The sequence below is a fragment of the Pseudarthrobacter sp. genome (assembly GCF_036675385.1).
In the GTDB taxonomy this organism is placed as follows: Bacteria; Actinomycetota; Actinomycetes; order Actinomycetales; family Micrococcaceae; genus Arthrobacter.
In genome coordinates, this window is sequence record NZ_JAKFFD010000169.1 from 1 (window position 1) to 24,264 (window position 24,264).

22 protein-coding genes are annotated in these 24,264 nt (G+C 64.0%); 16 read left to right on the forward strand and 6 right to left on the reverse strand.

All coding sequences use genetic code 11. The features are described from left to right. Positions 1 to 1,207: MFS transporter (locus V6M49_RS14805; protein ID WP_332761704.1), on the reverse strand; the 1,207-nt coding region annotated here is incomplete at its 3' end. 91 nt (positions 1,208 to 1,298) lie between these two features. Between V6M49_RS14805 and V6M49_RS14810 the strand changes: the two genes are divergently transcribed. Both V6M49_RS14810 and V6M49_RS14815 read left to right on the forward strand, forming a co-directional pair. Next, positions 1,299 to 2,285, forward strand: coding sequence for a LysR family transcriptional regulator (locus V6M49_RS14810; RefSeq protein ID WP_104062107.1), 987 nt, complete (start codon positions 1,299 to 1,301; stop codon positions 2,283 to 2,285). 126 nt (positions 2,286 to 2,411) lie between these two features. Further along, positions 2,412 to 3,341, forward strand: coding sequence for an N-acetylglucosamine kinase (locus V6M49_RS14815; RefSeq protein ID WP_332761759.1), 930 nt, complete (start codon positions 2,412 to 2,414; stop codon positions 3,339 to 3,341). Here V6M49_RS14815 and V6M49_RS14820 read toward each other — a convergent pair. Beyond that, positions 3,327 to 4,367, reverse strand: coding sequence for a pirin family protein (locus V6M49_RS14820; RefSeq protein ID WP_332761707.1), 1,041 nt, complete (start codon positions 4,365 to 4,367; stop codon positions 3,327 to 3,329). The two genes, V6M49_RS14815 and V6M49_RS14820, sit on opposite strands and share 15 nt — an antisense overlap. Before the next feature lie 231 nt (positions 4,368 to 4,598). Here V6M49_RS14820 and V6M49_RS14825 point away from each other — a divergent pair, with 231 nt between their 5' ends. The 6 genes from V6M49_RS14825 (at position 4,599) to V6M49_RS14850 (ending at position 10,361) form a co-directional block, all read left to right on the forward strand. Beyond that, positions 4,599 to 5,699 carry an ABC transporter ATP-binding protein gene (locus V6M49_RS14825; RefSeq protein WP_332761709.1) on the forward strand — a complete coding sequence of 367 codons (1,101 nt, stop codon included), beginning with the start codon at positions 4,599 to 4,601 and terminating at the stop codon, positions 5,697 to 5,699. Beyond that, positions 5,699 to 6,409: an ABC transporter permease gene (locus V6M49_RS14830; protein ID WP_058931821.1), complete on the forward strand. Its 711-nt coding sequence runs from the start codon at positions 5,699 to 5,701 to the stop codon at positions 6,407 to 6,409. Before V6M49_RS14825 ends, V6M49_RS14830 begins: the two co-directional genes overlap by 1 nt. Beyond that, a complete protein-coding gene (locus tag V6M49_RS14835) occupies positions 6,406 to 7,152 on the forward strand; it encodes an ABC transporter permease (RefSeq protein WP_141141112.1) in 747 nt (248 codons plus the stop codon). Before V6M49_RS14830 ends, V6M49_RS14835 begins: the two co-directional genes overlap by 4 nt. After that, entirely contained in the window at positions 7,149 to 8,102 is a 954-nt protein-coding gene (locus V6M49_RS14840; RefSeq protein ID WP_141141111.1) for an ABC transporter substrate-binding protein, read from the forward strand. Before V6M49_RS14835 ends, V6M49_RS14840 begins: the two co-directional genes overlap by 4 nt. A 134-nt stretch (positions 8,103 to 8,236) precedes the next feature. Next, entirely contained in the window at positions 8,237 to 9,457 is a 1,221-nt protein-coding gene (locus V6M49_RS14845; RefSeq protein ID WP_058931824.1) for a pyridoxal phosphate-dependent aminotransferase, read from the forward strand. A gap of 49 nt (positions 9,458 to 9,506) precedes the next feature. Further along, complete coding sequence (locus V6M49_RS14850; RefSeq protein WP_141141110.1) at positions 9,507 to 10,361, forward strand: polyphosphate kinase 2 family protein; 855 nt, start codon at positions 9,507 to 9,509, stop codon at positions 10,359 to 10,361. 48 nt (positions 10,362 to 10,409) lie between these two features. Here V6M49_RS14850 and V6M49_RS14855 read toward each other — a convergent pair whose 3' ends face one another. Together V6M49_RS14855 and xseA are read right to left on the reverse strand one after the other, a co-directional pair. Further along, a complete protein-coding gene (locus V6M49_RS14855; RefSeq protein WP_058931826.1) occupies positions 10,410 to 10,628 on the reverse strand; it encodes an exodeoxyribonuclease VII small subunit in 219 nt (72 codons plus the stop codon). Then, on the reverse strand, positions 10,609 to 11,934 hold the full coding sequence (gene xseA, locus V6M49_RS14860; protein ID WP_332761712.1) for an exodeoxyribonuclease VII large subunit: 1,326 nt from the start codon (positions 11,932 to 11,934) through the stop codon (positions 10,609 to 10,611). Before xseA ends, V6M49_RS14855 begins: the two co-directional genes overlap by 20 nt. 203 nt (positions 11,935 to 12,137) lie before the next feature. Between xseA and V6M49_RS14865 the strand changes: the two genes are divergently transcribed. Both V6M49_RS14865 and V6M49_RS14870 read left to right on the forward strand, forming a co-directional pair. Further along, positions 12,138 to 12,989, forward strand: coding sequence for a hypothetical protein (locus V6M49_RS14865; protein ID WP_141141108.1), 852 nt, complete (start codon positions 12,138 to 12,140; stop codon positions 12,987 to 12,989). A 9-nt stretch (positions 12,990 to 12,998) separates the two neighbouring features. Further along, positions 12,999 to 14,078, forward strand: coding sequence for a 4-hydroxy-3-methylbut-2-enyl diphosphate reductase (locus V6M49_RS14870; protein ID WP_332761713.1), 1,080 nt, complete (start codon positions 12,999 to 13,001; stop codon positions 14,076 to 14,078). Between the two features lie 62 nt (positions 14,079 to 14,140). Here V6M49_RS14870 and V6M49_RS14875 read toward each other — a convergent pair whose 3' ends face one another. Beyond that, positions 14,141 to 15,349, reverse strand: coding sequence for a DNA recombination protein RmuC (locus V6M49_RS14875; protein WP_332761715.1), 1,209 nt, complete (start codon positions 15,347 to 15,349; stop codon positions 14,141 to 14,143). Positions 15,350 to 15,479: 130 nt separating this feature from the next. Between V6M49_RS14875 and ychF the strand changes: the two genes are divergently transcribed. Next, entirely contained in the window at positions 15,480 to 16,565 is a 1,086-nt protein-coding gene (gene ychF, locus V6M49_RS14880; RefSeq protein WP_104062221.1) for a redox-regulated ATPase YchF, read from the forward strand. Between the two features lie 126 nt (positions 16,566 to 16,691). Beyond that, a complete protein-coding gene (locus tag V6M49_RS14885; protein ID WP_104062117.1) occupies positions 16,692 to 17,210 on the forward strand; it encodes a DUF1877 family protein in 519 nt (172 codons plus the stop codon). Positions 17,211 to 17,335: 125 nt separating this feature from the next. On the opposite strand, the gene V6M49_RS14890 is transcribed toward V6M49_RS14885, so the two are convergent. Then, a complete protein-coding gene (locus V6M49_RS14890; protein ID WP_332761717.1) occupies positions 17,336 to 18,376 on the reverse strand; it encodes an LLM class flavin-dependent oxidoreductase in 1,041 nt (346 codons plus the stop codon). A gap of 167 nt (positions 18,377 to 18,543) precedes the next feature. Between V6M49_RS14890 and V6M49_RS14895 the strand changes: the two genes are divergently transcribed. The 4 genes from V6M49_RS14895 (at position 18,544) to V6M49_RS14910 (ending at position 24,260) form a co-directional block, all read left to right on the forward strand. Further along, a complete protein-coding gene (locus V6M49_RS14895) occupies positions 18,544 to 20,307 on the forward strand; it encodes an ABC transporter family substrate-binding protein (protein ID WP_332761718.1) in 1,764 nt (587 codons plus the stop codon). Positions 20,308 to 20,585: 278 nt separating this feature from the next. Beyond that, positions 20,586 to 22,271: a peptide ABC transporter substrate-binding protein gene (locus tag V6M49_RS14900; RefSeq protein ID WP_332761720.1), complete on the forward strand. Its 1,686-nt coding sequence runs from the start codon at positions 20,586 to 20,588 to the stop codon at positions 22,269 to 22,271. Positions 22,272 to 22,396: 125 nt separating this feature from the next. Continuing rightward, positions 22,397 to 23,326 (forward strand): ABC transporter permease, encoded by a 930-nt coding sequence (locus V6M49_RS14905; protein WP_332761722.1) that lies wholly within the window; start codon positions 22,397 to 22,399, stop codon positions 23,324 to 23,326. After that, positions 23,316 to 24,260 carry an ABC transporter permease gene (locus V6M49_RS14910; RefSeq protein ID WP_332761724.1) on the forward strand — a complete coding sequence of 315 codons (945 nt, stop codon included), beginning with the start codon at positions 23,316 to 23,318 and terminating at the stop codon, positions 24,258 to 24,260. Before V6M49_RS14905 ends, V6M49_RS14910 begins: the two co-directional genes overlap by 11 nt. Positions 24,261 to 24,264 lie beyond the last annotated feature (4 nt).

Below are 24,264 nucleotides of genomic sequence, written 5' to 3' on the forward strand. Positions count from 1 at the left end.
CTGTCACCGCCGTGATGCACGCCAGGGCCATGATTGCCACGGCAAGCGCCGTCCAGCCCAGGGACTGGAACACCAGTCCGCCGGCCCAGCCGATGACGCTGGAGCCCAGGTAATAGGCCAGGTTGTAGAGCGACGATGCCTGGGCGCGGCCGGTGGTGGCGATGCTTCCGGTCCAGCCTGCGCCGATGCTGTGGGCCGCGAAGAAGCCGCCGGTGAAAATCACCAGGCCGGCAAGGATCAGGGCGAGCAGCTGCGTAAGCGTCAGCGCCAGCCCGGCCACCATCAGGAGGATGCCAGCCAGCAGCACATTCCTGCGGCCAAACCTGGCCGTCAACCCGCCGGCCCAGCGGGAAGAGAACGTTCCGGAAAGGTACGCCAGGAAGATCAGGCTGATCAGGGTGGCAGGCAGCGTGAAAGGCTCAGCGGACAGCCGGAAGCCGAGGTAGTTGTAGACGGCCACAAACCCGCCCATCATCAGGAAGGCCTGGATGTAGAGCGCCAGCAGCCGGGGATTGCGCACATGCCCGCCGAGCGTCGCCATGGCACCGCGCAGCCCGGCGGCTTTGGCGGCGGTGAATCCCTTCGCCTGCGGTACCAGAACCAGGAAGAGTACCGCGGCCACTGTTGCCAGCAGGGAAACGGCCAGGGCGGCCGTGCGCCAGCCCCACAGCTCACCTGCCGGGCCTGCCACGAGCCGGCCGGCCAGCCCGCCCAGCGTAGTGCCGGCAACGTAGCTGCCTGCGGCCACGGCCGCATGGGCCCTGTTCACTTCCTCGTTCAGGTAGGCGATGGCGATGGCCGGGATCCCGCCCAGCGCCATGCCTTCCAGCAGCCGCAAGGCAAGCAGGGCGCCGAAAGTGGGAGCGAGCGGTACCAGCAGGCCCAGGACAGTGGCGGCGGAGATGCCCCATGCCATGGCCTTCACCCTGCCGATCCTGTCCGCGAGGAAGGACCACGGAATGACGGTGATGGCCAGGCCCACGGTGGCCAGCGAAATGGTCAATGCGGCCTCTGCCGCTGTTACCTTCAGGTCTGCCGCCAAGAGCGGCAAGACCGCCTGGGTGGAGTAGAGCTGGGCGAACGTTGCCACGCCTGCGAAGGCCAGGCCGGCCAGAATCTTGTTGTAGGCAGCGGAGCCTTTGGGATGTCCCGCCCAGTGATCCTGCGCTGGACTGAACGTTCCTGGGATGGCGGCATTCTGTGGCATGGCTCAAGGGTAGGCTTCGGCAATGTATGCTTCCAATGCATCTTTTAGGGACAATTCATATCTAGAGTGGAACGTTTGGAAGGTGAAGCCCATGCACGCGGACCACAAACAGCTGGTGAAGCTCCTGCCGCTCCTCCCCATCCTGGCCGAGCTGGGCCGGACCCAGCACGTCACGGAAACGGCCGAGCTCCTTGGAGTACCCCAGTCCACGGTGAGCCGGGCACTGTCCCGGGCCAGCGCCGTCGTCGGAACAGAATTGCTGATCCGGGACGGACGGGGCATCCGCCTCACAGCGGCCGCCCGGACGCTGCTGCCGTACATCGAGTCGGCCCTGACCGAGTTCCAGGCCGGACTGGACCTGGTCCGGCACGAGTCGGACGTGGTGCGGGGGAAGGTGTCGCTGTCCTTTCAGCACACGTTCGGGGAGGCCACCCTGCCCGTGCTCATCAGTGCCTTCCGCAGCCGCCACCCGGAGGCCGGCTTCATTCTCAGCCAGGGGGCGCGGGACACCTGCCTGGCGGAGCTGGCCTCGGGCCAGGCGGACCTGGCACTGACCGCCCCTGTTCCGGCGGCAAGCAGCACCATCGCTTCGGCGCCGCTCTACCGTGAGCCCCTCCGGCTGGTGGTTCACCACGGGCACCCGCTGGCCGGACGGGACGCCGTCAGGATGCAGGACATCCGCCGGGACCCCTTCGTCGCGCTGGAGCCGGGTTACGGCATGCGGTCACTGACGGATGCCTTGTTCCGCGAGGCAGGCTTCCGGCCGCGGATCGCCTTCGAAAGCCAGGACACCCACACCGCCCGTGGATTGGTCGCCGCGGGACTTGGCGTCAGCATCCTGCCGCCCGGCGGCAATGCCCCGGGGCGCCACATCAGCCCGGAGACCGGCAACCTGGGCTGGGTCGAACTTGCCTTGGAATCCGGCCTGGCGTTCCGCGAAATCGGGCTGGGCTGGCGCCGGCGGAAACCCGGCCCCGACGCCGAGCCCGATCCTGTGCGCTTCTTCCGGGAGATGGTCCTGCAGGAGGGCCCGCACTTGCTGGCGGGCCTCGTGGCCGCCCGTTCAGGCAGGGGATAGGCGGCGCGGTGCTGAGACACGACGTCGTCCCGCGGCCCGGCAGCGTTTCGCCGGCAGCGTTTCAGTAGGCTGGGGGACGTGACTGATAGCGAGCACCCCCAGACCACAACTTCCGGACACCACCCGCTGGGCGGCGCCACGTCCGCGGCCGCCCCAGGTCCCCTCGCGGGGGTCATCATCGGCCTGGACATCGGAGGTACAAAGACCCGCGGCGTCAGGTTTGAGGACGGCGTTGCCGTGGCTGACGAGTCCGCCGGCAGTTCCAACGTCCAGAACGTCAGCCGCGAACAGGCGGCGATGAACCTCGCGGATCTCTTCTCCCGGATCGGCGGCGGCCACGTGGCCCAGGTGTATGCCGGGGCCGGTGGCATAGACACCGACGACGACGCCGCAGCCCTTGCCGCGCTGATCGAACCCCATGTTCCGGGAGCCAAAGTCACAGTGGTCCACGATTCACGGCTGCTGCTGGCCGCGGGCGGCGCCAGTACCGGCGTGGCCGTGATTGCGGGAACCGGCTCTGCAGCCTGGGGAAGGAATGCCGCAGGCGACGAGGCCCGTGCCGGCGGCTGGGGCTACCTGCTTGGGGATGAAGGCAGCGGCTACTGGCTGGGCCGTGAGGCGGTCCGGCACAGCCTGCGCCGGATGAACCAGGGTCTACCGGCGGACCAGCTGACCGAAGCGCTGCTTGCAGCCTGCGGAGTGGACCACCCCAACAAGCTGATTGCGCTCTTCCATTCCCCGGACACCGGCCGCCGGTTCTGGGCCCAGCAGGCACGCCTGGTGGTGGAGGCGGCTGCGGCGGGCCACACGGCCAGCCAGGAGCTCCTGGACCAGGCCGGCCAAGACCTTGCGGGCCTGGCTGCGCAGGCCCTGCGGAAGCTTGGAATCGACGGCCCGGTAATTCTCGGCAGCGGACTCGGCATGAACGTGATTCCGCTGCAGGACTCTTTCCGGAGCCACCTGGCCGCCGCCGGCGTCTCCGATGTCCGTGTCCTGGACCAGGACCCTGTGTTTGGCGTCCTGAAGCTGGTCTCGGAAGCGTCAGGGGCCCACTGACCGCTTCCGGGGTGTCAGCCTGACGGCCGGCATGATGGGGGCGGGGATGCGTCCGGCTTCGGCGCCCGCATCCGGGCCGTGCCCTTCAACCAGCCCGTAGCGGGCTTCCCGGGCAGCAGCGTCTGGCAGTGCGGCCTGGGCTTCCCAGTCCGCACGGGCCTGCTCCACTTCGTCGTGCGTGCGGCCCACGAAGTTCCACCACATCAGCAGTTCCTCCTGGAACGGTTCCCCGCCGATCAGGAGCAACCGCGTGCCGGGGAGGGCCTGGAACTCCAGCGTCGTACGTCCCGCACCCAGGTAGCCCAGCGGCCCGGGCGGGACCTCCTGCCCGTCCAGCGTCAGCCCGCCGTCGAGCACCAGGACGGCGTGCTCAAAGTGAGCGTTCAGCGGCAGGACGGCAAGGCCGTCGCAGGAGATGTCCGCTCCGATAATGGGGGAGTACATCGTGGCCGGTGACACCGCCCCGGCGAATTCGCCCACCATCACCGTCGCAGTGAAACCCAGCCCCGTCACGGAAGGCAGTTCGCGGTGCTGCTCGAACGCAGGTTCGCGATGGCGTTCCGTATCCGGCAACGCTACCCAGAGCTGCAGGCCGCGCTGCACGGGCAGCGGCGCGCCGGCGTCGGGACCTGCATCGGAATCTGGAAGCACGGCGAACTCGGAGTGGGACACCCCGTGCCCGGCGGTCATGATGTTCAGCTCACCGGGCCGGACCACAACGTCGCTGCCCACGCTGTCCCGGTGCCGGATGTTCCCAGCAAGCGGCCAGGTGACCGTCTGCAGGCCCGTGTGCGGGTGGGGGAGTACGGACATGGCGATGCGGTCCGGACCGAAACTGTCCAGGAAGCACCAGGCTCCGATGGTGGGCAGGCCGCGCTGTGGGAGCGTGCGCCGGACGTTCATGGCCCGCACGCCGCCCAGCGGAACCTCCCGTTCGGGCCAGAGCTGCAGGCAAGGGCCGGACGTCCCTTCAGGGCCTGCGGGTGGACAAAGTTCCTGTTGCGGAGCCACTTCCAAGTTGGTCACAGACCAACTCTAGGCGCGGGCAGGGCCGGGCGTAAGCACAGCACGGGCACCTTGTGATCGAAGGACCCATCCGCGGGCGGCTGTCCAACGAATGATTACAGTAGGGATTCGCTTGCCCGGATTGCCTTCGGATCCGGTTAAGCTGTGAACGGATTGCGTTACCGTAAATATCAGTGAGCCTATGACCCAAACACTGTCCGATGCCGTCCAACAGAACAGGTAAGTCCGGGAATGGACCTAGCCATGATTGAGTTCCAGAGCGTCACCAAGCAGTATCAGGGCGGGCAGCCCGCCGTGGACCAGCTCACCATGTCCATCGACAGGGGCTCCATCACCGTTTTTGTAGGGCCGTCCGGCTGCGGCAAAACCACCTCGCTGCGGATGATCAACCGCATGGTGGAACCGACGTCCGGCGTGATCACCGTGGACGGGCGGGACGTGACCTCGGTTCCTGCCGCGGAGCTGAGACGGTCCATGGGCTACGTCATGCAGTCCTCCGGGCTGATGCCGCACCGTTCCGTGCTGGACAACATCGCCACCGTGCCCCGGCTCAACGGCGTTTCCAAGGCCGAGGCCCGCAAACGCGCCACGGAACTGCTCGACGTCGTCGGGCTGGCTTCCGCGCTCGGGAAGCGGTACCCCTCCCAGCTCTCGGGCGGCCAGCAGCAGCGCGTCGGTGTGGCCCGGGCGCTCGCCGCCGATCCGCCAGTCCTGCTGATGGATGAACCGTTCAGCGCCGTTGACCCCGTAGTGCGTGACGAACTGCAGCATGAACTCCTGAGGCTGCAGAAGGACCTCGCTAAAACCATCGTTTTCGTCACGCACGATATCGACGAGGCGACCATTCTCGGCGACAAGGTGGCCGTTTTCGCCGTCGGCGGCCGGCTGGCCCAGTACGCCACCCCTGAGGAAATCCTCCGGGCACCGGCCAATGATTTTGTGGCCTCCTTCGTGGGGCGGGACCGCGGCTTCCGCCACCTCGGGTTCACCACGTCCGACGCCGTGACCATCCACCCGGTGCCCACGCTCGTGATGAGTGGCGGCCAGTTCGCCGGCGATCCCGCTGCGGTGACTGACTGGCAGCTCGTGGTGGATCCGGACCTGCGCCCGCTGGGCTGGGCGAGGCCGGGGACGGACTCAGAGCTCATCCCGGGCGGGTCACTCTTCCGCCCCGGCGAGACGCTGCGGCGGGCGCTGGACTCGGCCCTGTCGTCCCCGTCCGGCCAAGGTGTGGCGGTGGACGGCGACGGCAAGGTCCTGGGAACCATCAGGGCACAGGAAGTCCTCGGCGTCATTGAGGAAGCCCGCCAGGTCAGGCAGGCTGCGCTCTGATGGAGTGGTTCCTGGCAAACAGCGGCATGGTCATGGGACTGGCGGGCCAGCACCTGGTCCTGGCCCTCATCCCGATGGTCCTGGGGCTGGTCATTTCCATTCCGCTGGCGCAGTTGGCGCGGACCCACCCGGCGCTCAGGTCGGTGGTGGTGACCGCCAGTTCATTGCTGTACACCGTCCCGTCGCTGGCGCTGTTCATCATCCTGCCCTCGATTCTCGGAACCCGGATCCTGGACCCGCTCAACGTGATTGTGGCCCTGACCATCTACGCTGTGGCGCTGCTGGTCCGGGCCGCCCTGGATGCCTTTGACTCCGTGGAGGAGGATCTCCGGCAGGCTGCGATCGCCATGGGGTACAAGCCGTGGCTCCGCTTTGTCCAGATCGACCTGCCACTGTCCCTTCCGGTGATGTTCGCCGGGCTGCGGGTGGTCTCCGTCAGCAACATCTCCCTGGTGAGTGTCGCGGCACTCCTGGGGGTGGGGAACCTGGGCATGCTGTTTACCGACGGACTGCAACGGAACTTCGTCACGGAAGTGGTGGTGGGAATCATCGCCATCCTGGTGCTCGCGCTGCTGATGGATGCTGTACTGGTCGTCCTGGAAAGGCTGCTGACGCCGTGGACCCGCGCCGCTAAAGCGTCCGGCCCCGCGGCGCCTTCCGCCGCCAGCTACCTGGCCGACGCCAACATCCACACAGGGGCCGCGCCATGAGCAACATTTTTGTGGACACCCTCGCCTGGATTGCCGATCCGCTGCACTGGACCGGCAGTTCCGGCATCCCGGTCCGGCTGCTGGAGCACCTCCAATACAGCGGGCTGGTCTTGGTGATTGCCGCGGCCATCGCGGTTCCGGCAGGGCTTTACATCGGGCACACGGGCCGCGGACGCGTGGTGGCCGTAGCGGTGGCAGGGGCGCTGCGGGCCCTGCCCACACTGGGCCTGCTGGTCCTCTTCGCCCTCCTTGCGGGAAGCAGCCTGATGCCGCCGGTGTGGGCGCTGGTCATCCTGACCGTGCCGCCGCTCCTTGCCGGAACGTATGCCGGCATTTCGAGTGTGGACCGGGCCGTGGTGGACGCTGCCCGGGCCATGGGCATGACCGAGCTGCAGATCCTGTTCCGGGTTGAGCTGCCCAACGGGCTGCAGGTCATGTTCGGCGGTGTCCGAACCGCCGTGCTGCAGGTCATCGCCACGGTGTCGGTGGTTGCCTACCTGCCCTTGGGCGGGCTGGGCCGCTACCTTTTTGACGGCTTGGCGCTGCAGGACTTCCCGCGGATGCTTGCCGGGTCGCTGCTGATTGCAGGGCTGGCCATCGTTGTTGACCTCATCCTGGCCGCGGTGCAAAGAGCCCTTCTTTCGCCCGGCCTCAAAACCGATCTGCACGGTGGCCAAAAGGCCTCCGCTGATCTCCCAGCTGCCGCGCCTGCGCCAGCTGCCGTTCAAGGAGGTACCCCATGAAAGACAACACCAGGACAATCCTTACCCGCCGGGGACTGGCTGGCATGGCTGCCGGCGTCGGCCTGGCCGTCGCGCTGACGGCCTGCGGCGGGAGTGACCCGTTGGCCACCCCCAGCACCAGCGCCGGAAGCGCCGGCGGCGGCTCGTTGGTGGTCGGCTCGGCTGACTTCCCGGAGAGCCAGATCGTCGCTGAGATCTACGCCGGCGCGCTGACTGCTGCAGGGGTCACGGCAACCACCAAGCCCAACATCGGTGCCCGCGAAATCTACTTCAAAGCGGTCCAGGACGGCTCGGTTGACCTTGTCCCGGATTACTCCGGCAACCTGCTCTCGCATGTGGATCCTGAAGCTGCCGAGGTCTCGGCCGACGACATCTACAAGGCGCTGCCGGGCAAGCTCCCCGAGGGTTTGGCAGTCCTGGAGGCGTCCAAGGCCGAGTCCAAGGACGCCATGGTGGTCACCAAGGCCACCGCGGAGAAGTACCAGCTGAAGTCCATTGAGGACCTCGCCAAGGTCTGCAAGGACCTGACCATGGCGGCGCCGGCCACGTTCGAAACCCGCGCCTATGGCTTCCCGGGACTCAAAAAGAACTACGGCTGCGAACTCAAGGCACTGAAGCCCTTCAGCGACGGCGGCGGCAACCTGACCCTGCAGGCACTGCTGACCGACGACGTCCAGGTGGCTGACATCTACACCACCACACCGTCCATCGCGGACAACGACCTGGTGGTCCTGGAGGATCCCAAGAACAACTTCAAGGCCCAGCAGGTCCTGCCGCTGTACAACAAGGCAAAAATGACCGACAAGGCCAAGGACGCGCTCAATGCCGTGTCGAAGATCCTCACGACTGAGGACCTGGTCAACCTCAACCGCGCAGTCAGCGGCAGCCAGAAGCAAAATGCCAAAGACGCCGCCGCCACGTGGCTCAAGGACAAGGGCATCGTCAAGTAGCACCTGACTCCACAACGCAATCACGACGGCGGCTGCCGGACCCACACGGGCCGGCAGCCGCCGTCGTCCGCTCTCTACACGTCTGTGTCTGAGGTCTCAACAGAAGTACATCCGTCATATGGCATATTTGATGGATGGCAGAATTCAAGCAGTCCACCAAGCTTCACAACGTCCTTTACGACATCCGTGGACCGATTCTTCAGGCCGCCCAGCAGATGGAGGCGGAGGGTCACCGGATCCTCAAACTGAACATCGGAAACCCTGCGCCGTTTGGATTTGAAGCCCCGGACGCGATCCTGGTGGACATGATCCGCCATCTGCCCCATGCCCAGGGTTACAGCGACTCCCGGGGCATCTTCTCGGCCCGGACCGCGGTCTCCCAGTACTACCAGACCCGCGGAATCCAGAACATCCATGTGGACGACATCTACCTGGGCAACGGCGTCAGCGAACTGATCACCATGTCCCTCATGGCGCTGCTCAACGACGGCGATGAGGTGCTGATCCCCACACCGGACTACCCGCTGTGGACCGCTTCCGTGGCCCTGGCGAGCGGGAAGCCCGTGCACTACCTCTGCGATGAGGAATCAGGCTGGCAGCCGGACCTTGAGGATCTTGAAGCCAAGATCACGCCCCGCACCAAGGGCATCGTGGTGATCAACCCCAACAACCCCACGGGCGCGGTCTATCCGGAAGAGACGCTGAAGAAGATCGTGGCGCTGGCCGAGAAGCACGGACTGATCCTTTTCGCGGATGAAATCTACGAAAAGATCCTGTACGAGGACGCCGTGCACATCAACATGGCCGCGCTGACGGGCGACGACGTCCTTTGCCTCACTTTCAGTGGGCTGTCCAAGGCCTACCGCGTCTGCGGCTACCGTGCCGGCTGGATGGCCATCTCGGGCCCGAAGAAGGATGCCTCCGATTATCTGGAGGGCATCAGCCTCCTGGCCAACATGCGCCTCTGTGCCAACGTGCCCGCCCAGCACGCCATCCAGACCGCGCTCGGCGGCTACCAGAGCATCAATGACCTCATCCTGCCCGGCGGCAGGCTGCTGGAACAGCGGAACAAGGCCTACGACATGCTCAACGCGATCCCGGGTGTGAGCACGCAGCAGGCCCGTGGCGCGCTGTACCTGTTCCCGCGCCTGGATCCGGAAGTCTTCCACATCCGTGATGACGAGAAATTTGTCCTGGACCTGCTGAAGGAGCAGAAGATCCTGGTGTCACACGGCCGGGCGTTCAACTGGGTCCGGCCTGACCACTTCCGCATGGTCACGTTGCCGAACGTCAAGGACATTGAAGAAGCGATCGGACGCATGGGGGACTTCCTTAGCCGGTACCAAGGGAACTAGCCTGTGGTGACGCGTCTTTCGGCGCGTGGAACCTTGGGAAAGGACCCCAATGGCCGACGTCGTTGAGTTCGAGAAGCACCCCGTCGATACGCTGAGGGTGGGGAAAGGGTTCTCGCTGGCCGACGCTGACTCCGACGCGACGCCCGGTTACAAGGGCAACAAAGCCGATGGCCAGACAATTCTGGCTGAACTGGACGGCGCGTTGGCCGAACTTCAGGAAAAGCTGTTCGCGGAGTCGCGCTTCGGCGGGAGAAAACGGCTTCTGCTGATCCTGCAGGCCATGGACACCGCGGGCAAGGGCGGAATCGTCAGCCATGTCATGGCCACCATGAATCCGCAGGGCGTCCAGTTCAAAGCCTTCAAGGCCCCCACCGAGGAGGAAAAGTCCTATGACTTCCTCTGGCGGATCGAGAAGGAGGTGCCCGGAGCGGGCATGGTGGGCATCTTCGACCGCTCCCACTATGAGGACGTCCTGATCCACCGGGTCCATAACTGGGCGACGCCTGACGAAATTAGGCGCCGCTACCGGGCCATCAATGAGTTCGAGGCGCGCCAGACCGATGCCGGAACCAAAATCATCAAGGTGATGCTCAACATCAGCAAGGATGAACAGAAGGCACGGCTCCTTGCCCGGCTGGACAACCCCGCCAAGCACTGGAAATACAGCAGCGGTGACCTCAAGGAACGAGCCTTCTGGGGCGACTACATGGCCGCCTACCAGGCTGCCTTCGACGAGACCAACACGGAAGCCGCACCCTGGCACGTGGTTCCGGCCAACAAGAAATGGTACGCCAGGATCGCGGTGCAGCAGTTGGTGCTGGGCGCGCTGTCTGACATGAAGCTGGAATGGCCAAAGGCGGAGTTCGACGTCCCGATCGAACGGGAACTGGTTGAACGGTCCTGACCTGTTGGGGCGCGTCGTTCCGAGGGGTGGGCCGCCTTCTGTGACTGGTCAGAGCGGCTGGTCGCGGGCGGCAGCGAGCCGTTTGCGGGCGCCCTCCAGCCACTCCTCGCAGCGCTTTGCCAGGGCTTCGCCGCGTTCCCAGAGTGCCAGGGATTCCTCGAGGCTGGCGCCGCCCGCCTCAAGCTTCCCCACCACCTGCACCAGCTGTTCGCGGGCTTCCTCATAGCTCAGTGCTTGGATTTCCGGGTCAGGCTTTGTTTCGGGCATGTGCTTCTCCTTGTTGAAGTTCCCCAGTGGAAGTGGCGCCGAACAGGCCATGGGCTACGCGTACGGACAACGCAGTTCCCGACGGCGCCTCCGACGGGTCTCGGACCACAGCGTGGCCGGCAGTTTCAGTGGCACGGGCCGGCCGGCCGTTGGCCAGTTCGACCACGGCATAGCCGCGGTCCAGCGTCTTTTGTGGTGACAGGGCACGGACCTGGGCCTGCAGGTGAACCAGCTGGTCAGCCGCCCGTACCACCGTTGAACTGACAGCGGCCGATGATCTCCGCAGGAGGCGTTCGATTTCCTCCGCGCGTCCGGTGACCATGGCTTCCGGGGCGGCCAGAACAGGCCGGGAATGGAGTGCGGACAACCGGTCCGACTCCCTGTCCACGAGCCTGCCGATGCTTCTGCGCAGGTGCTCCCGTGCCTGGCGCACGCCCGCCAGTTCCTCGGCAACGTCAGGCACGATCCGCTTGGCCGCATCAGTGGGCGTCGACGCGCGCAGGTCCGCCACGTCGTCGAGTAGGGGACGGTCCGCCTCATGTCCGATGGCGCTGACCACCGGGGTGGCCGTGGCCGCGACAGCACGGATCAGTTCCTCGCTGTTGAAAGGCAGCAGGTCCTCCAAGGCTCCGCCGCCCCGGGCGATGACAATGACGTCCACGTCGGGGCGGCTGTCCAGTTCCTGCAGGGCGCGGATAATTTGCGAGACCGCAGTGTTGCCCTGGACCGCCACTTCCCGGATCTCGAATTCAACTGCGGGCCAGCGCAGTGCGGCGTTTTGGACGACGTCTTTTTTGGCGTCGGAGTCCCGTCCGGTAATCAGACCGATACGGTGCGGGAGCAGCGGCAGTGGTTTCTTCCGTGAGTCGGCAAACAGCCCCTCGGCGGAGAGGGCCTGGCGCAACCGTTCGATCCGCGCCAGCAGGTCGCCAAGCCCTACAGGCCTGATGTCCCGAACCTGCATGTTGAGCCGCCCGGTCTTCAGCCAGAACTCCGGCTTGAGCAAGGCCACCACGCGGGAGCCACGCTCCAGGGGCATGTTCTGCCGGTCCAGAACCTTGGTCCAGACCGACGCCGGCAGGGAAACTTCCGCGTCCACGTCCCGGAGGGTGAGGTACGCGTTACCCCCGCGGCGGTTCATTTCGATGACCTGGCCTTCGACCCATGCGGACGGGGTGCGATCGATATGGGCCTTGAGTTTCTGGGACAGCAACTGCAGGGGCCATGGATTGTCCGGGCTGGTCTCACCGGCCGTGGCAGGCAACGTGGTGGCAGCAGTGCCCGGCAGCGCAGTCTGTTCAGACATGTCCGCTGCCCCGGGAAACTGTGGGTGGCGGCATGGTGGTCCTTTGTTCGGCAGGTAGCGGTTCGTGCTTGAAGGGCGGCCGTCAGTGAGCTGGCGGTTGCCATTCAACCTTATCCATAAGCTGTATCACCCGAGACTGACATTCTTTGTCCAGACACCAGCTCTATGATGGCTGTGCTGCCGCCAACCCGTGAGGACCCGTTTTGCGCACCTTCGTTTCAGCCATCGCCGTCGTCGTGGGCGTTTTGCTGTCCGCCCTGGCCGTACCCGCCATCTGGCTTGACCGCAACGTGGTTCAGGAGGATGGCTTTGTGGCCCTGGCCGCTCCCCTGGGGCAGGACGCAGAATTCCAGCAGCGGCTCGCCGCGGCCGCTGTGGGCACCATCGATGCAGGGGCCATCCCGGACGCCCTGGCAGGTCTGGTCACGCCAGTGCTTGAGGCGGCGGCCGGTTCCCTCACAGCTTTGCCCGGCTACCCGGCGGCCTGGGAGGAAACACTGCGGAAGAGCCACCGGCTCAGCTTCGCCGCACCCGCATCGGCTCCCGCCGAACCTGACTCCCCGTCGTCGCTTACGTTGGACGTGGCACCCCTGGTGGCGCTGGCGACGGAGGAGCTCGCACGCACCACCGGACTCCCGCTGACTGCGCCGGAGCAGACGCTGGTCAACGTTGGCGAACCTGAGCAGCGCCAAATGGTCGAGAGAGCGTCCGCCTACGCGCCGCTCGGCTACTCCCTTGCCATTGGAGCGGGAATCGCCTTTGCGCTGGCGCTGGTGTCCGCGCGCCGTCGGTGGACCGTGATTCTCGCTGTGGGACTGGGGGCGCTGGCACTGGCGGGCCTGTGGGCTGCCGGCTCGCAGGTCGCCAGGGATGCCGTCGTGGGGACGGCCAGCGGCAACGGGCTTTCGGACATGTTCAAGGATGCGTTTGTGGCGGCCGCGTCCAGCAGCTTCCAATCCTGGGTCGGTGGTGCCGCGATAACCGGCGCTGTGCTTGTCGCTGCGGCCGTTGTGATCCGGATCGCTTCGCCAGGGCGGCGGGCCCCCACCCGGTAGCATGGAGAGATGACTTCCTCAGCTGTGTCCCTCTCGATGCCAACTGTCCCGCGCAGGCGGCGCTCGCCTGAGGAGGTAGCCGCCGCGGCTCCGGTGACCGGTCCCAAGAGGGTCCTCCTGGCTGCTCCCCGCGGCTACTGCGCCGGTGTGGACCGGGCCGTTATCGCCGTCGAGAAGGCCCTAGAGCACTACGGTCCGCCGGTATATGTCCGGAAGCAGATCGTGCACAACGTCCACGTGGTGAGCTCGCTGGAGGCGCAGGGAGCCATCTTCGTCGACGAGACCGACGAGGTCCCGGAAGGCGCCCTGGTGATCTTTTCCGCCCACGGGGTATCCCCGGCCGTCGTCCAGTCAGCCGAAGACCGCGGGCTGCGCACCATCGACGCCACCTGCCCGCTGGTGACCAAGGTTCACAAGGAGGCCGTGCGGTTCGCCAAGGACGACTTCGACATCCTGCTGATCGGCCACGACGGTCACGAAGAAGTCGAGGGCACCGCCGGCGAAGCACCGGAACACATCCAGATCATCAACGGTCCCCACGAAGTGGACAAGGTAACCGTCAGGGATCCGGAAAAGGTCATCTGGCTGTCCCAGACCACCCTCAGCGTGGACGAGACCATGGAAACGGTCCGGCTGCTGAAGGATCGGTTCCCCACCCTGCAGGATCCGCCCAGCGACGACATCTGCTACGCCACCACCAACCGTCAGGTGGCCATCAAGAAAATCTCACCCCAGGCTGACCTGGTCATTGTGGTGGGATCGGCCAACTCCTCGAACTCTGTCCGTCTGGTCGAAGTCGCCCTGGAGTACGGGGCCAAGGCCTCCTACCGCGTGGACTTCGCCAACGAAGTGGACGAGGCATGGTTTGAAGGCGTGGCTACCGTCGGCGTCACCTCAGGGGCTTCAGTTCCGGAGCTCCTGGTCACGGACGTCCTGCGCCTGCTGGCCGACTACGGGTACGGCTCCGTGGAAGAAGTTGTCACGGCCGAAGAAGACCTCCTTTTCTCGTTGCCCAAGGAACTCCGCGCAACCCTGAAGGAAGCCGGAGACGTCAGCCGGGCGCTCGGCGGCCGCCGCTCCCGCGACTGACATCTCCCGACCTCCGGTGGTTGAGCTTGTCGAAACCAAAGCTCAACCACCCATTCCCACCGTCAGGCGGCGGCTTCGTCCTGCTGAAACTCCGGGGCCGCCAGCGAACGCGGCGTGACCTCGAGTGCCGGCGGAGTGAGCAACCCGGATTCATCCATGGCATTGAGCTTCCGTGCGGTGGGCAGGATCCGCGCTTCCAGGGTGCCGATCAGGGCGTTGTACCGGTCCACCGAAGACTTGAGTGACGAACCCAGCTTGCCCACGTTATCGCCGAGCGTTCCCATTCGTTCGTACAGCTGACGGGCGAGGTCGAACAGTTCCCGCGCACTGTCCGTCAGCACATCCTGGCGCCACGTGAAAGCCACCGATTTGAGCACCGCGAGCAGCGTACTGGGCGAGGCAAGAACCACATTCCTGGAAAGCGCGTGGTCCAACAGCGTCGCATCGGCGGTCAGGGCGGCGGCCAGGATGGATTCGGCCGGCAGGAAGCAGATCACCAGCTCGGGGGAGTTCCCGGGGATGTCCCAGTACTTCTTGTTGCTGAGCGAGTCCACGTGGGCCCGCAGCGCCTTGGCGTGGGCGGCCAGCAGGGATTGCTGGCTGCCGGGATTCCCGGTTGTACCCGAGTCCTGGCGCGCACCCAGCTCCTGGGCCTCCAGGTAAGAGGACAACGGAACCTTCGCGTCCACCACCAGCTGCTTCTGGCCCGGCAGTTGGACGACGAGGTCGGGACGGACCGCTGAATCGGCCCCGGCACTGTGGACCTGCTCCAGGAAATCCACGTGCTTGAGCATGCCCGATGCCTCGACCACTCGGCGCAATTGAACTTCGCCCCACTGTCCACGAGCACTGTTGGAGCGCAACGCTGACTCGAGGGCGTGCGTGGACCGGATCAGCTGGGCATCGGAAAGCCTGGCCTCCTGAAGTTGTTGCGCCAACTGGCCGTACTGTTCCAGACGGTCGCGTTCCAGCAGTGCCACCTGCTGCTGCACCGCGGTCAGCTTTTCCGCCACGGGGGCGAGTGCCCGGAGGACGCTCCCGTCCTGGTTGCGGGACTCGCCGAGTTCCCGGTTCTGCATCGAGAGCAGGCGGCGCTCCGCATCCGCGGCGGCGAACTGGGCGCTGACCTCGGAAAGCCGCGACGAAACAGCATCGAAGTCCTCCTCCAGGGCACGACTGTGCCGGCGGAGGGAAAAGTAGGCGGCGGCGGCGCCGGCGACGGCACCCACCAGCAGCATCAACAGGGCAAGAATCAGGGCTAAAGCATCCATATCCACACTGTGGCATGACCCTGTGACAATTTACGGAACCGACATATTCCACCAGGCGTTCCACCATGTGCCGACACTGCGGGGGACCGCCTGGGGCCCATGCGTCCGGCAACCGGTAGAATCAATGCTCGTGGCTCTTACTATTGGCATCGTCGGACTGCCCAACGTCGGCAAATCAACTCTTTTCAACGCACTGACCCGGAACCAGGTGCTGGCTGCGAACTATCCGTTCGCTACCATCGAACCCAATGTCGGCGTCGTGAACCTGCCGGATCCCCGGCTCCAGCAGCTCGCTGACATCTTTGGCTCGCAGCGCCTCCTACCCGCTCCGGTGTCCTTCGTGGACATCGCCGGCATCGTGAAGGGCGCATCGGAGGGCGAAGGCCTGGGCAACAAGTTCCTTGCCAACATCCGTGAGGCCGAGGCCATTGCCCAGGTGGTCCGGGTGTTTGATGACCCCGACGTCATCCACGTTGACGGCAAAGTGGATCCCCGCTCGGACATGGAAACCATCAACACCGAGCTGATCCTCGCTGACCTTCAGACCATCGAAAATGCCATTCCCCGGATCGAAAAAGAAGTCAAGATCAAGAAGCGGGAAGCTGCCGAACTGGCAGCCATCAAGGCTGCGCAGGCGGTCCTGGAACGCGGGGACACGGTCTTCTCCTCGATCAAGAGCGACAAGCTGGAGATGGAGTATCTCAAGGAGCTCAGCCTCCTGACCGCGAAGCCGTTCATCTACGTCTTCAATTCCGACGAAGGCATCCTGGGCAGCCCGGAGAAGCAGGACGAACTGCGGGCCATGGTGGCCCCGGCGGACGCCATCTTCCTGGACGCGAAGCTCGAATCCGACCTTGTGGAGCTGGACGAGGAGGAAGCGCGCGAAATGCTGGAAATGAACGGCCAGGACGAGTCCGGCCTCGACCAACTGGCACGCGTCGGCTTCCACACCCTGGGCCTCCAGACGTACCTCACGGCCGGTCCGAAGGAAACACGCGCCTGGACCATCCACCAGGGCGACACCGCGCCGCAGGCAGCAGGCGTCATCCACAGCGACTTCCAGCGTGGCTTCATCAAGGCTGAAGTGGTTTCCTTCCATGACCTCATCGAGGCCGGTTCCATGGCCGAAGCCAAGTCCCGTGGCAAGGTACGCATCGAAGGCAAAGAGTACGTGATGGCTGACGGCGATGTAGTGGAGTTCCGCTTCAACGTCTAGCCCCAACTACGAGAATCGCGCCTTGGCACAGCCTGGGCGCGATTTTCGTGTTGGCACTGACGGTGGTTATCCACATACCCGCATGTGGCGGTTACGTGCAGCCCGCAGTCCGGCGATGCTTGGCGAATGGGAATCAGATACTACGCGTACGCATTCGACGGCAACCTGACCGACCAAGCGCTTGCCGATCCTCTCAGCTTTCTCTCCGATGATCCGCTCGCCGATGCATGGGGATTCGAACACGGTGCCACGATCAGCACCCCGACGTTTGAGCAAGCGGTGCCGAACCGGGACATGCTGTACCTCGACAAAGCATGGCGGCATTTGCAGTGCCTCACTGCACCAGCGGAACCAGACCTGATCACCCGTCGTGCCTATCGGATGTTCGAAGGCGCAGTGGTCATGAACGGCATGGGTTGGGAGCCTTGGGTGCGGACACTGACCCCACCGGAGGTGTTGGCTGTCGCAAGGGACCTGGAAGAGGTCTGCGCCGAGGACGTGGAATTGCGGCTGCGGGAATCGCATTGCTTCAGTCCGGACGTTGCTGGTGAGGTCGACTATGTCCGGAGCTACCTTCGGCAGGCGCGGACCTTTACGGCGAACCTCGCTGACGAGGGACGCGGCATGGTCTACATGATCGGATGATCCCAGCAATGACCACACCAGATCCGCAAGACAAGACAGACACCCCGGCAATGATCAGCTGATCCCGTCCTGTTCGGAGCAGCTCTATGTAGGACCGCGTGATTCCAGCCGGCAGGCTTGAATCCTTAACCTGCTGGCGTCCACCCCAGGGCGGGACCCAATGTCGTGGCGATGTCGGTGAGGATCTGGACGTAGTCCTCGTGATCGAAGCTGAAGGGCAGCGCAAATGCCACTTCGTCGACCTCCTGGAACCCGGCGTGTGCGTACAGCTGTTCGGCAATCTGATCGCTGGTGCCGATAAGATCCTGGGCGAACAGCATCCTCTTCGGCCCCTGCGGCGCCCGGGTGCGGGGAGTTCGTTCGTCGACGTACCGCAGGTACTTTTCCCGCTGTTTCGCTGAAGCCGAATCGGTCGGGATCACCACCAGTCCTTGCGAGACCCGGGCTTGTCCGCGCGATTGGGCGGAATTCGCGGCAGCTTCACGGTAGGCGCGGATCTGTGATTGCTGGATGTCGGCGAATGACGGTTCTTGGTCAGCCTCGGGGAAGATCACACTGCTGGAGAGCAGGTTGAATCCGTTGGCCCCGGCCCAGATGGCCGATTTCTTGCTTGCCGCACCATACCAAAGCCGTTCACGCAGCCCGAAAGAGTGCGGCTCGACGCGGTTGGAAAACTCCTCGACGACACCCTGCTTGCCGGAAAATTCCCGGACCGGCTCCCCTGCAATCAAACGGGCAAGCCGGTCCACGCGGGCATAACTGAAGTCCTCCAGCTCGGCGGAATCCGGGTAAAGCTCGTGTTTCACCGTGTCGTAGTTCATTGGTTCACCTACGCTGAGTCCCGGATTGATTCGTCCGCCGGCGAGCAGATCCACGGTGGCCAGGTCCTCGGCCAGGCGCAATGGGTTTTCCCAGCCCAGCGGGGTCACGGCGGTGCCAAGCTCGATCCGGGATGTGCGCTGGCTGGCCGCGGCCATGATCGCAATGGGGGAGGAGATTCCGAACTGCAGATGGCGGTGGCGGAGCCAGGCGCTGTCGAATCCAAGCCGCTCGCCCAGTTCGATGACCTGCAGCGTCGATTCGTGCCCTGCGGCCGGATCCGCCGGATCGAACAGGCCAATAGTGAGGAATCCAAGCTTGCGTAGAGGAAGTGGGGAGACAGGCATGGGCTTCCTTCAAGGATCGGTGTGCGTCTGAAGCTCATGATAGGCGGACATTGGCCGACGCCCTGGACCGCTAGAATTCAAGGAAAACCAAGGACATTCAACGTCGTGCGGGCACATAAAGTACGTTCCGCTTCAACGTCTGATTCCGGACAGGCAAAGGAGACGGCATGCCCCTGAGGCGTCTGATTCAGGTCATCACCGGGGCCGTCGTTGCGGCGCTGGTTATCTCGGGGTGCTCCGCTTCCGGGGGTGCGCCGCCGGTGGTGGTCGGTGAGACGAACCGCGGCGGCAGCGCCACTGTGGCCGAGGTGAACGCCTTCACGTCCTTTAACCCGTTCAGTGCCGACGGAAACACGGACATCAACACCAAGATCGGCCACATCACCCACTCCGGGTTCTACTACGTGGATGACACCGAAAAGGTGGTCCGGAACGAGAAATTCGGCCGGATCGAGAAAATCTCCGACAAGCCGCTGAAGGTGAAGTACACCGTCAGCGAGGGTGTGAAATGGTCCGACGGCGAAGCCATTGACGCCGGCGACCTCCTCCTGTCCTGGGCCGCCGGCTCGGGCTACTTCGACGACGCGGAACCCCGGGCGGGGACCGGGACTACGTACTTTTCGGCCGCGGCTGACAAGAGCGGCCTGGGGGCCACCGCACTCCCGGAGATCGGGAGTGACGGGCGTTCCATCACGCTGGAATACGCCGCGCCGTACGCTGATTGGGAAGTAGCGTTCGACGTCGGGCTCCCCGCCCATGTTGTCGCCGCCAAGAGCGGCCTTAACGACGAAGACGACCTCGTGGACCTGATCAAGGGCTCGCCCCGGGGCGACACGGAACAGCCCTCGGTCAACGCCCCTCTGAAGCGGGTCAGCAACTTCTGGAACTCAGGCTTCGACACCAAAACGCTTCCTGATGACCCGGCCATGTACCTTTCAAGCGGCCCCTACATCGTCCGGGACATCGTTCCGGACGCCTCGATCCGGCTGGTCCGGAACAGGGACTATGTCTGGGGACCGGAGCCCTACCTCGATGACATCACCGTACGGTTCACCGGTGCCGCCTCTACCGCCATTGCCGCGCTCAGGAACGGCCAGGCGGACATCATTGCCCCGCAGCCCTCTGCCGGCACCGAAAGCCTCTTCGACGGTCTGGTGGAGCAGGGCAATACCGTCCAGCGCTTCAGCCAGTCCGGCTACGACCACCTCGATCTCAACTTTTCAGGACCGTTCGCCAACAAGGATGTCCGGGAGGCCTTCCTGAAGACTGTTCCGCGCCAGGAGATCGTGGATGACGTGGTGGGCGGATTTGTCGCCGACGCGAAACCCCTGGACTCGCACGTCTTCCTGCCACCCCATCCGAAGTATCCGGACGCCGTGAAAAACAACGGTTCGGCCGAATACTCTGACGTGGACATCCAAGGCGCGAAGTCGCAATTGCGGGATGCCGCCCCGACGGTCCGCATTCTGTACAACAGGGACAACCCCAACCGCGTGCGGGTCTTCTCCCTGATCCGCGATTCCGCCCGCCTCGCCGGATTCACTGTTGAAGACGCGGGCCTCGGCAGCTCGGACTGGGCGAAAGCGCTCGGCGGCGGCAGCTACGACGCCGCCATCCTCGGTTCCATCGGACCCGGGGTCGGCGTCAGCCGCGTCCCGCAGATCTTTAAGACCGGTGGCGGCAGCAACTTCAACGGATTTTCCGACGGCGACGCAGACAAAGCCATGGAGCAACTGTCCGGCACTACGGACCTTGCAAAGCAGGACGAACTGTTGGCTGACATCGACAAACGCGTGTGGGACAGCGCCTACGGCCTGCCGCTGTACCAGACCACTGGAACCGTGGCTTTCAGCAGCCGCGTGACGGGTATCAAGCCCAGCTCAGGCCCTTTGGGCGTTTGGTGGAATGTGTGGGAGTGGCGCCTGAAATAGGGCGTCCTGGGGGCTTGTCACCGCTGTGGGAGCCCGGCCCCGTCCTCGATTCGCAGCATCCCCTACCAGCGAGTAGCATGTGACTTGCGCAACTTCCGGGTACCGGCTAGTTATTGGCGGTTAACTGGTTACGGTTTGGCAACGGAGTACCAGTATTTGGACTTTGTGCGGTTAGGCTACTCGTATATGTAGGCCACGTCACAGTGAGAACCTGTGATCGGCCTGCCGGGGAGCAAAAGATTTCCCCTGAATATCTCCCACAACTCATAGGAGGCGGAATGCGTTTCACGCGCACTTCCAAAGCACTCGGCATGGTGGCGATCGCTGCCCTTGCCCTGACAGGCTGCGGCGCTGGAGGCGGCAGCAATGACGGTGCCAGCCAGTCGGCCGGCGATCCCAACAAGGTGATCACCGCGTACAGCAACGAACCACAGAACCCGTTGCTGCCGGCAAATACGAATGAAGTTTACGGCGGCCGCGTTGTCGAGCTGCTCTTCGAAGGCCTGCGGAGCTACGATGCTGACGGCAAGCCGGTCAACGCCCTGGCAGAGTCCATTGAGTCCCCTGACGCCCAGAACTGGACCATCAAGGTCAAGCAGGGCCAGAAGTTCACGAACGGTGAAGCGATCACCGCCAAGACGTTCGTTGATTCCTGGAACTTCGCAGCGAACTCCAAGAACCTGCAGAACAACGGATTCTTCTTCGAGTCCATCGCGGGCTATGCAGATGTCTCGGCCGTGACCACCGAAAAGGCGGCTGATGGCAAGACCACCACCACTCCGGCGCCCACCGCCGAGACAATGTCCGGCCTGACGGCCACGGATGATTCGACCCTCACGGTGAAGCTGGCTCAGCCGGAAGCTGACTGGTCGCTGCGCCTCGGTTACTCGGCGTTCTTCCCGCTGCCGTCCGCTGCTTTGGCGGATCCAAAGACCTTCGGCGAAAACCCCGTAGGCAATGGTCCGTACAAGTTCGAAAAGACCGGCTCCTGGGTACATGACCAGTCGATCTCCCTCGTCAAGAACGCTGACTACAGCGGTCCGCGCGAATCGAAGAACGGTGGCGTGACCTTCAAGTTCTACACCGATCCGGGCCCCGCATACACGGATCTTCAGGCCAACAACCTGGACATCTCGGATGTACTGCCGTCCAACGCACTGAAGACCTACGTCTCAGACTTCCAGGACAGGAACGCCACGAAGCCGGTGGCCACCAACTCCACACTGAACATCCCGGGTTACAACCCGAACTTCCAGGGTGAAGCCGGAAAGCTGCGCCGCCAGGCACTGTCCTACGCCATCAACCGCGAAGAGATCGCCAAGGTGGTCTTCAACGGAACCCGCACCCCGGCCAAGGCCTTCGCACCGCCCGTTATCGACGGATTCAAGGAAGGCCTCAAGGGCAGCGAAATCCTGAAGTTTGACGCCGCGAAGGCCAAGGACCTGTGGGCCCAGGCTGACAAGATCCAGCCGTACGACAATTCCAAGCCGCTGCAGATTGCCTCCAACACTGATGGTGGCAACAAGGAATGGATTGACGCCGTTGCCAACGGCTTCAAGAACAACCTCGGCATCCAGGCCGAAATCCAGCCTTTTGCCAAGTTCGCTGAAGTGCTGAACCTTCGCAAGTCCCAGTCCCTCCCGGGCCTGAGCCGCGCCGGCTGGCAGGGTGACTACCCGTCGCTCTACAACTTCCTCGGACCGGTCTGGGCAACGGGCGCATCCTCCAACTACGAGAAGTACTCGAACCCTGAGTTCGACAAGCTCCTCCAGGAAGGGCTTGCCGCGAAGACTACGGATGAGGCGAATGCCAAGTTCAACGAGGCCCAGGAAGTTCTCTTCGAGGACCTTCCCGGACTGCCGCTCTGGGACCAGGCAAAGCCGATCGTGTGGAGCGAAAACGTTGTGAAGGCCGAAACCGGCTGGAATGGCGGAATCCTCTACTACAACATCACGGCCAAGTAGTCTCCAGGATCTAACTTGCCGCCAGGCGTATGGGGGTCCGGTCAAAAGCCGGGCCCCCATTGTCCTGCTCGGCAGGAAGGCACAAATGAAACACTTCTCTTCGCATCCGGAAGGCTGGTGATCCGGTGGTCCGCTTTATCCTTCGCCGGCTCCTTCAGGCAATCCCCGTCTTCATTGGCACCACTCTTTTGGTCTACTACATGGTGTTCGCCCTGCCGGGTGACCCTATTGCAGCACTATTCGGCGACCGCCAACCACCACAGGCCGTCATCGATACACTGCGCAGCCAGTACCACCTGGATGAACCCTTCTGGGTCCAGTACGGACTTTTCCTCCAGAATATTTTCACCTTCAACCTGGGCAACGACTTCACGGGCCAGCCAATTGCGGCCTCGTTAGCGAGGGTCTTTCCAGTGACAGCCATGTTGGCAATAGAGGCGCTGGCTATCCAAACGGTATTCGGCGTGGGTTTCGGCGTCTTTGCCGGGCTGCGTCGTGGTGGCTGGTTTGACTCCACCGTGCTGGTGGCCTCGCTGGTTGTCATCGCGGTTCCCACCTTCGTTCTCGGCTTTGCTTTCCAGTTGGTCTTCGGAGTTCAATTGGGCTGGGCCAAGCCGACCGTCGGCGCCAACGCCGATTGGGGCAATTTACTGCTGCCGGCAACGGTTCTGGGCCTGGTGTCGTTTGCCTACGTGCTCCGGCTGACGCGGGCATCGGTCAGCGAGAGCATGAATGCCGACTACGTGCGGACAGCTACCGCGAAGGGTCTTTCCCGGCCCCGCGTTGTGGTGGCGCACATCCTGCGCAACTCCCTGATCCCCGTCGTAACGTTCCTAGGCGCAGACCTTGGCGGTCTGATGGGCGGCGCGATTGTCACGGAAGCCATCTTCAATGTTCCGGGCGTGGGCAACAAGCTTTTCCAGGCCACTTTGCGGAGTGAGGGCCCCACCATTGTTTCTATAGTCAGCGTGCTGGTGCTGGTGTTTGTGGTCGCCAACCTGCTCGTTGATCTCCTGTACGCCTGGCTGGACCCGAGGATTCGTTATGACCAGTAGAGATACCCATTTTGTTGCACCCATAGATGAGACGCCGCTGCAGGCAACAGATGCCCTGAAGACGGATCAGGCACCACTGAGCCTTTGGGCTGACGCCTGGCGCAAGCTTCGCCGTCGTCCGTTGTTCATCATTTCGTCGCTGTTGATTCTGGCTTTGATCATCATCGCCTTGTTCCCCAGCCTCCTGTCGACGGTGCCGCCGAACGATGACTGCCAACTAGGCAATTCCGAGGCCGGTCCAGCGCCCGGGCACCCATTCGGGTTTACGTTCCAGGGGTGCGACATCTATTCGAGGGTGGTCCACGGAACGCAGGCTTCGCTCTCGGTTGGCGTCCTGTCTGTGCTCTGCGTCGTGATCATCGGCGTGACGATTGGTGCGATCGCGGGATACTACGGCGGCTGGGTAGATTCGGTCCTGGCTCGGCTCGGTGATATCTTCTTCGCCTTGCCTTTGGTCCTTGGCGCTCTGGTCATTACCCAGTTACCCGCCTTCCGGGAGAACAAGAGCGTATGGACTGTGGTGGTGATTATTGCCTTGCTGGCGTGGCCTCAAATGGCACGCATGGCGCGCGGCGCGGTCATCGAGGTCCGAAATGCTGATTTTGTCACAGCCGCCCGCGCTTTGGGCGTGTCGAAGGTTGGGGCACTCTTGCGCCACGTCCTGCCGAACGCCCTGGCCCCGATCATTGTTCTGGCAACTTTGGACCTGGGCATCTTCATTGTGCTGGAGGCTACGCTGTCCTTCCTTGGTATTGGCTTGCCGCAAAGCATCATGTCCTGGGGCAATGACATTGCGGGTGCGCAGTCGTCCATTCGGACGAAGCCGGAAATCATGCTTTACCCGGCTGCTGCCCTGTCCATTACAGTGCTCAGCTTCATCATGCTGGGCGACGCCGTGCGTGACGCCCTTGACCCGAAGAGCCGGCAGCGATGAGAGG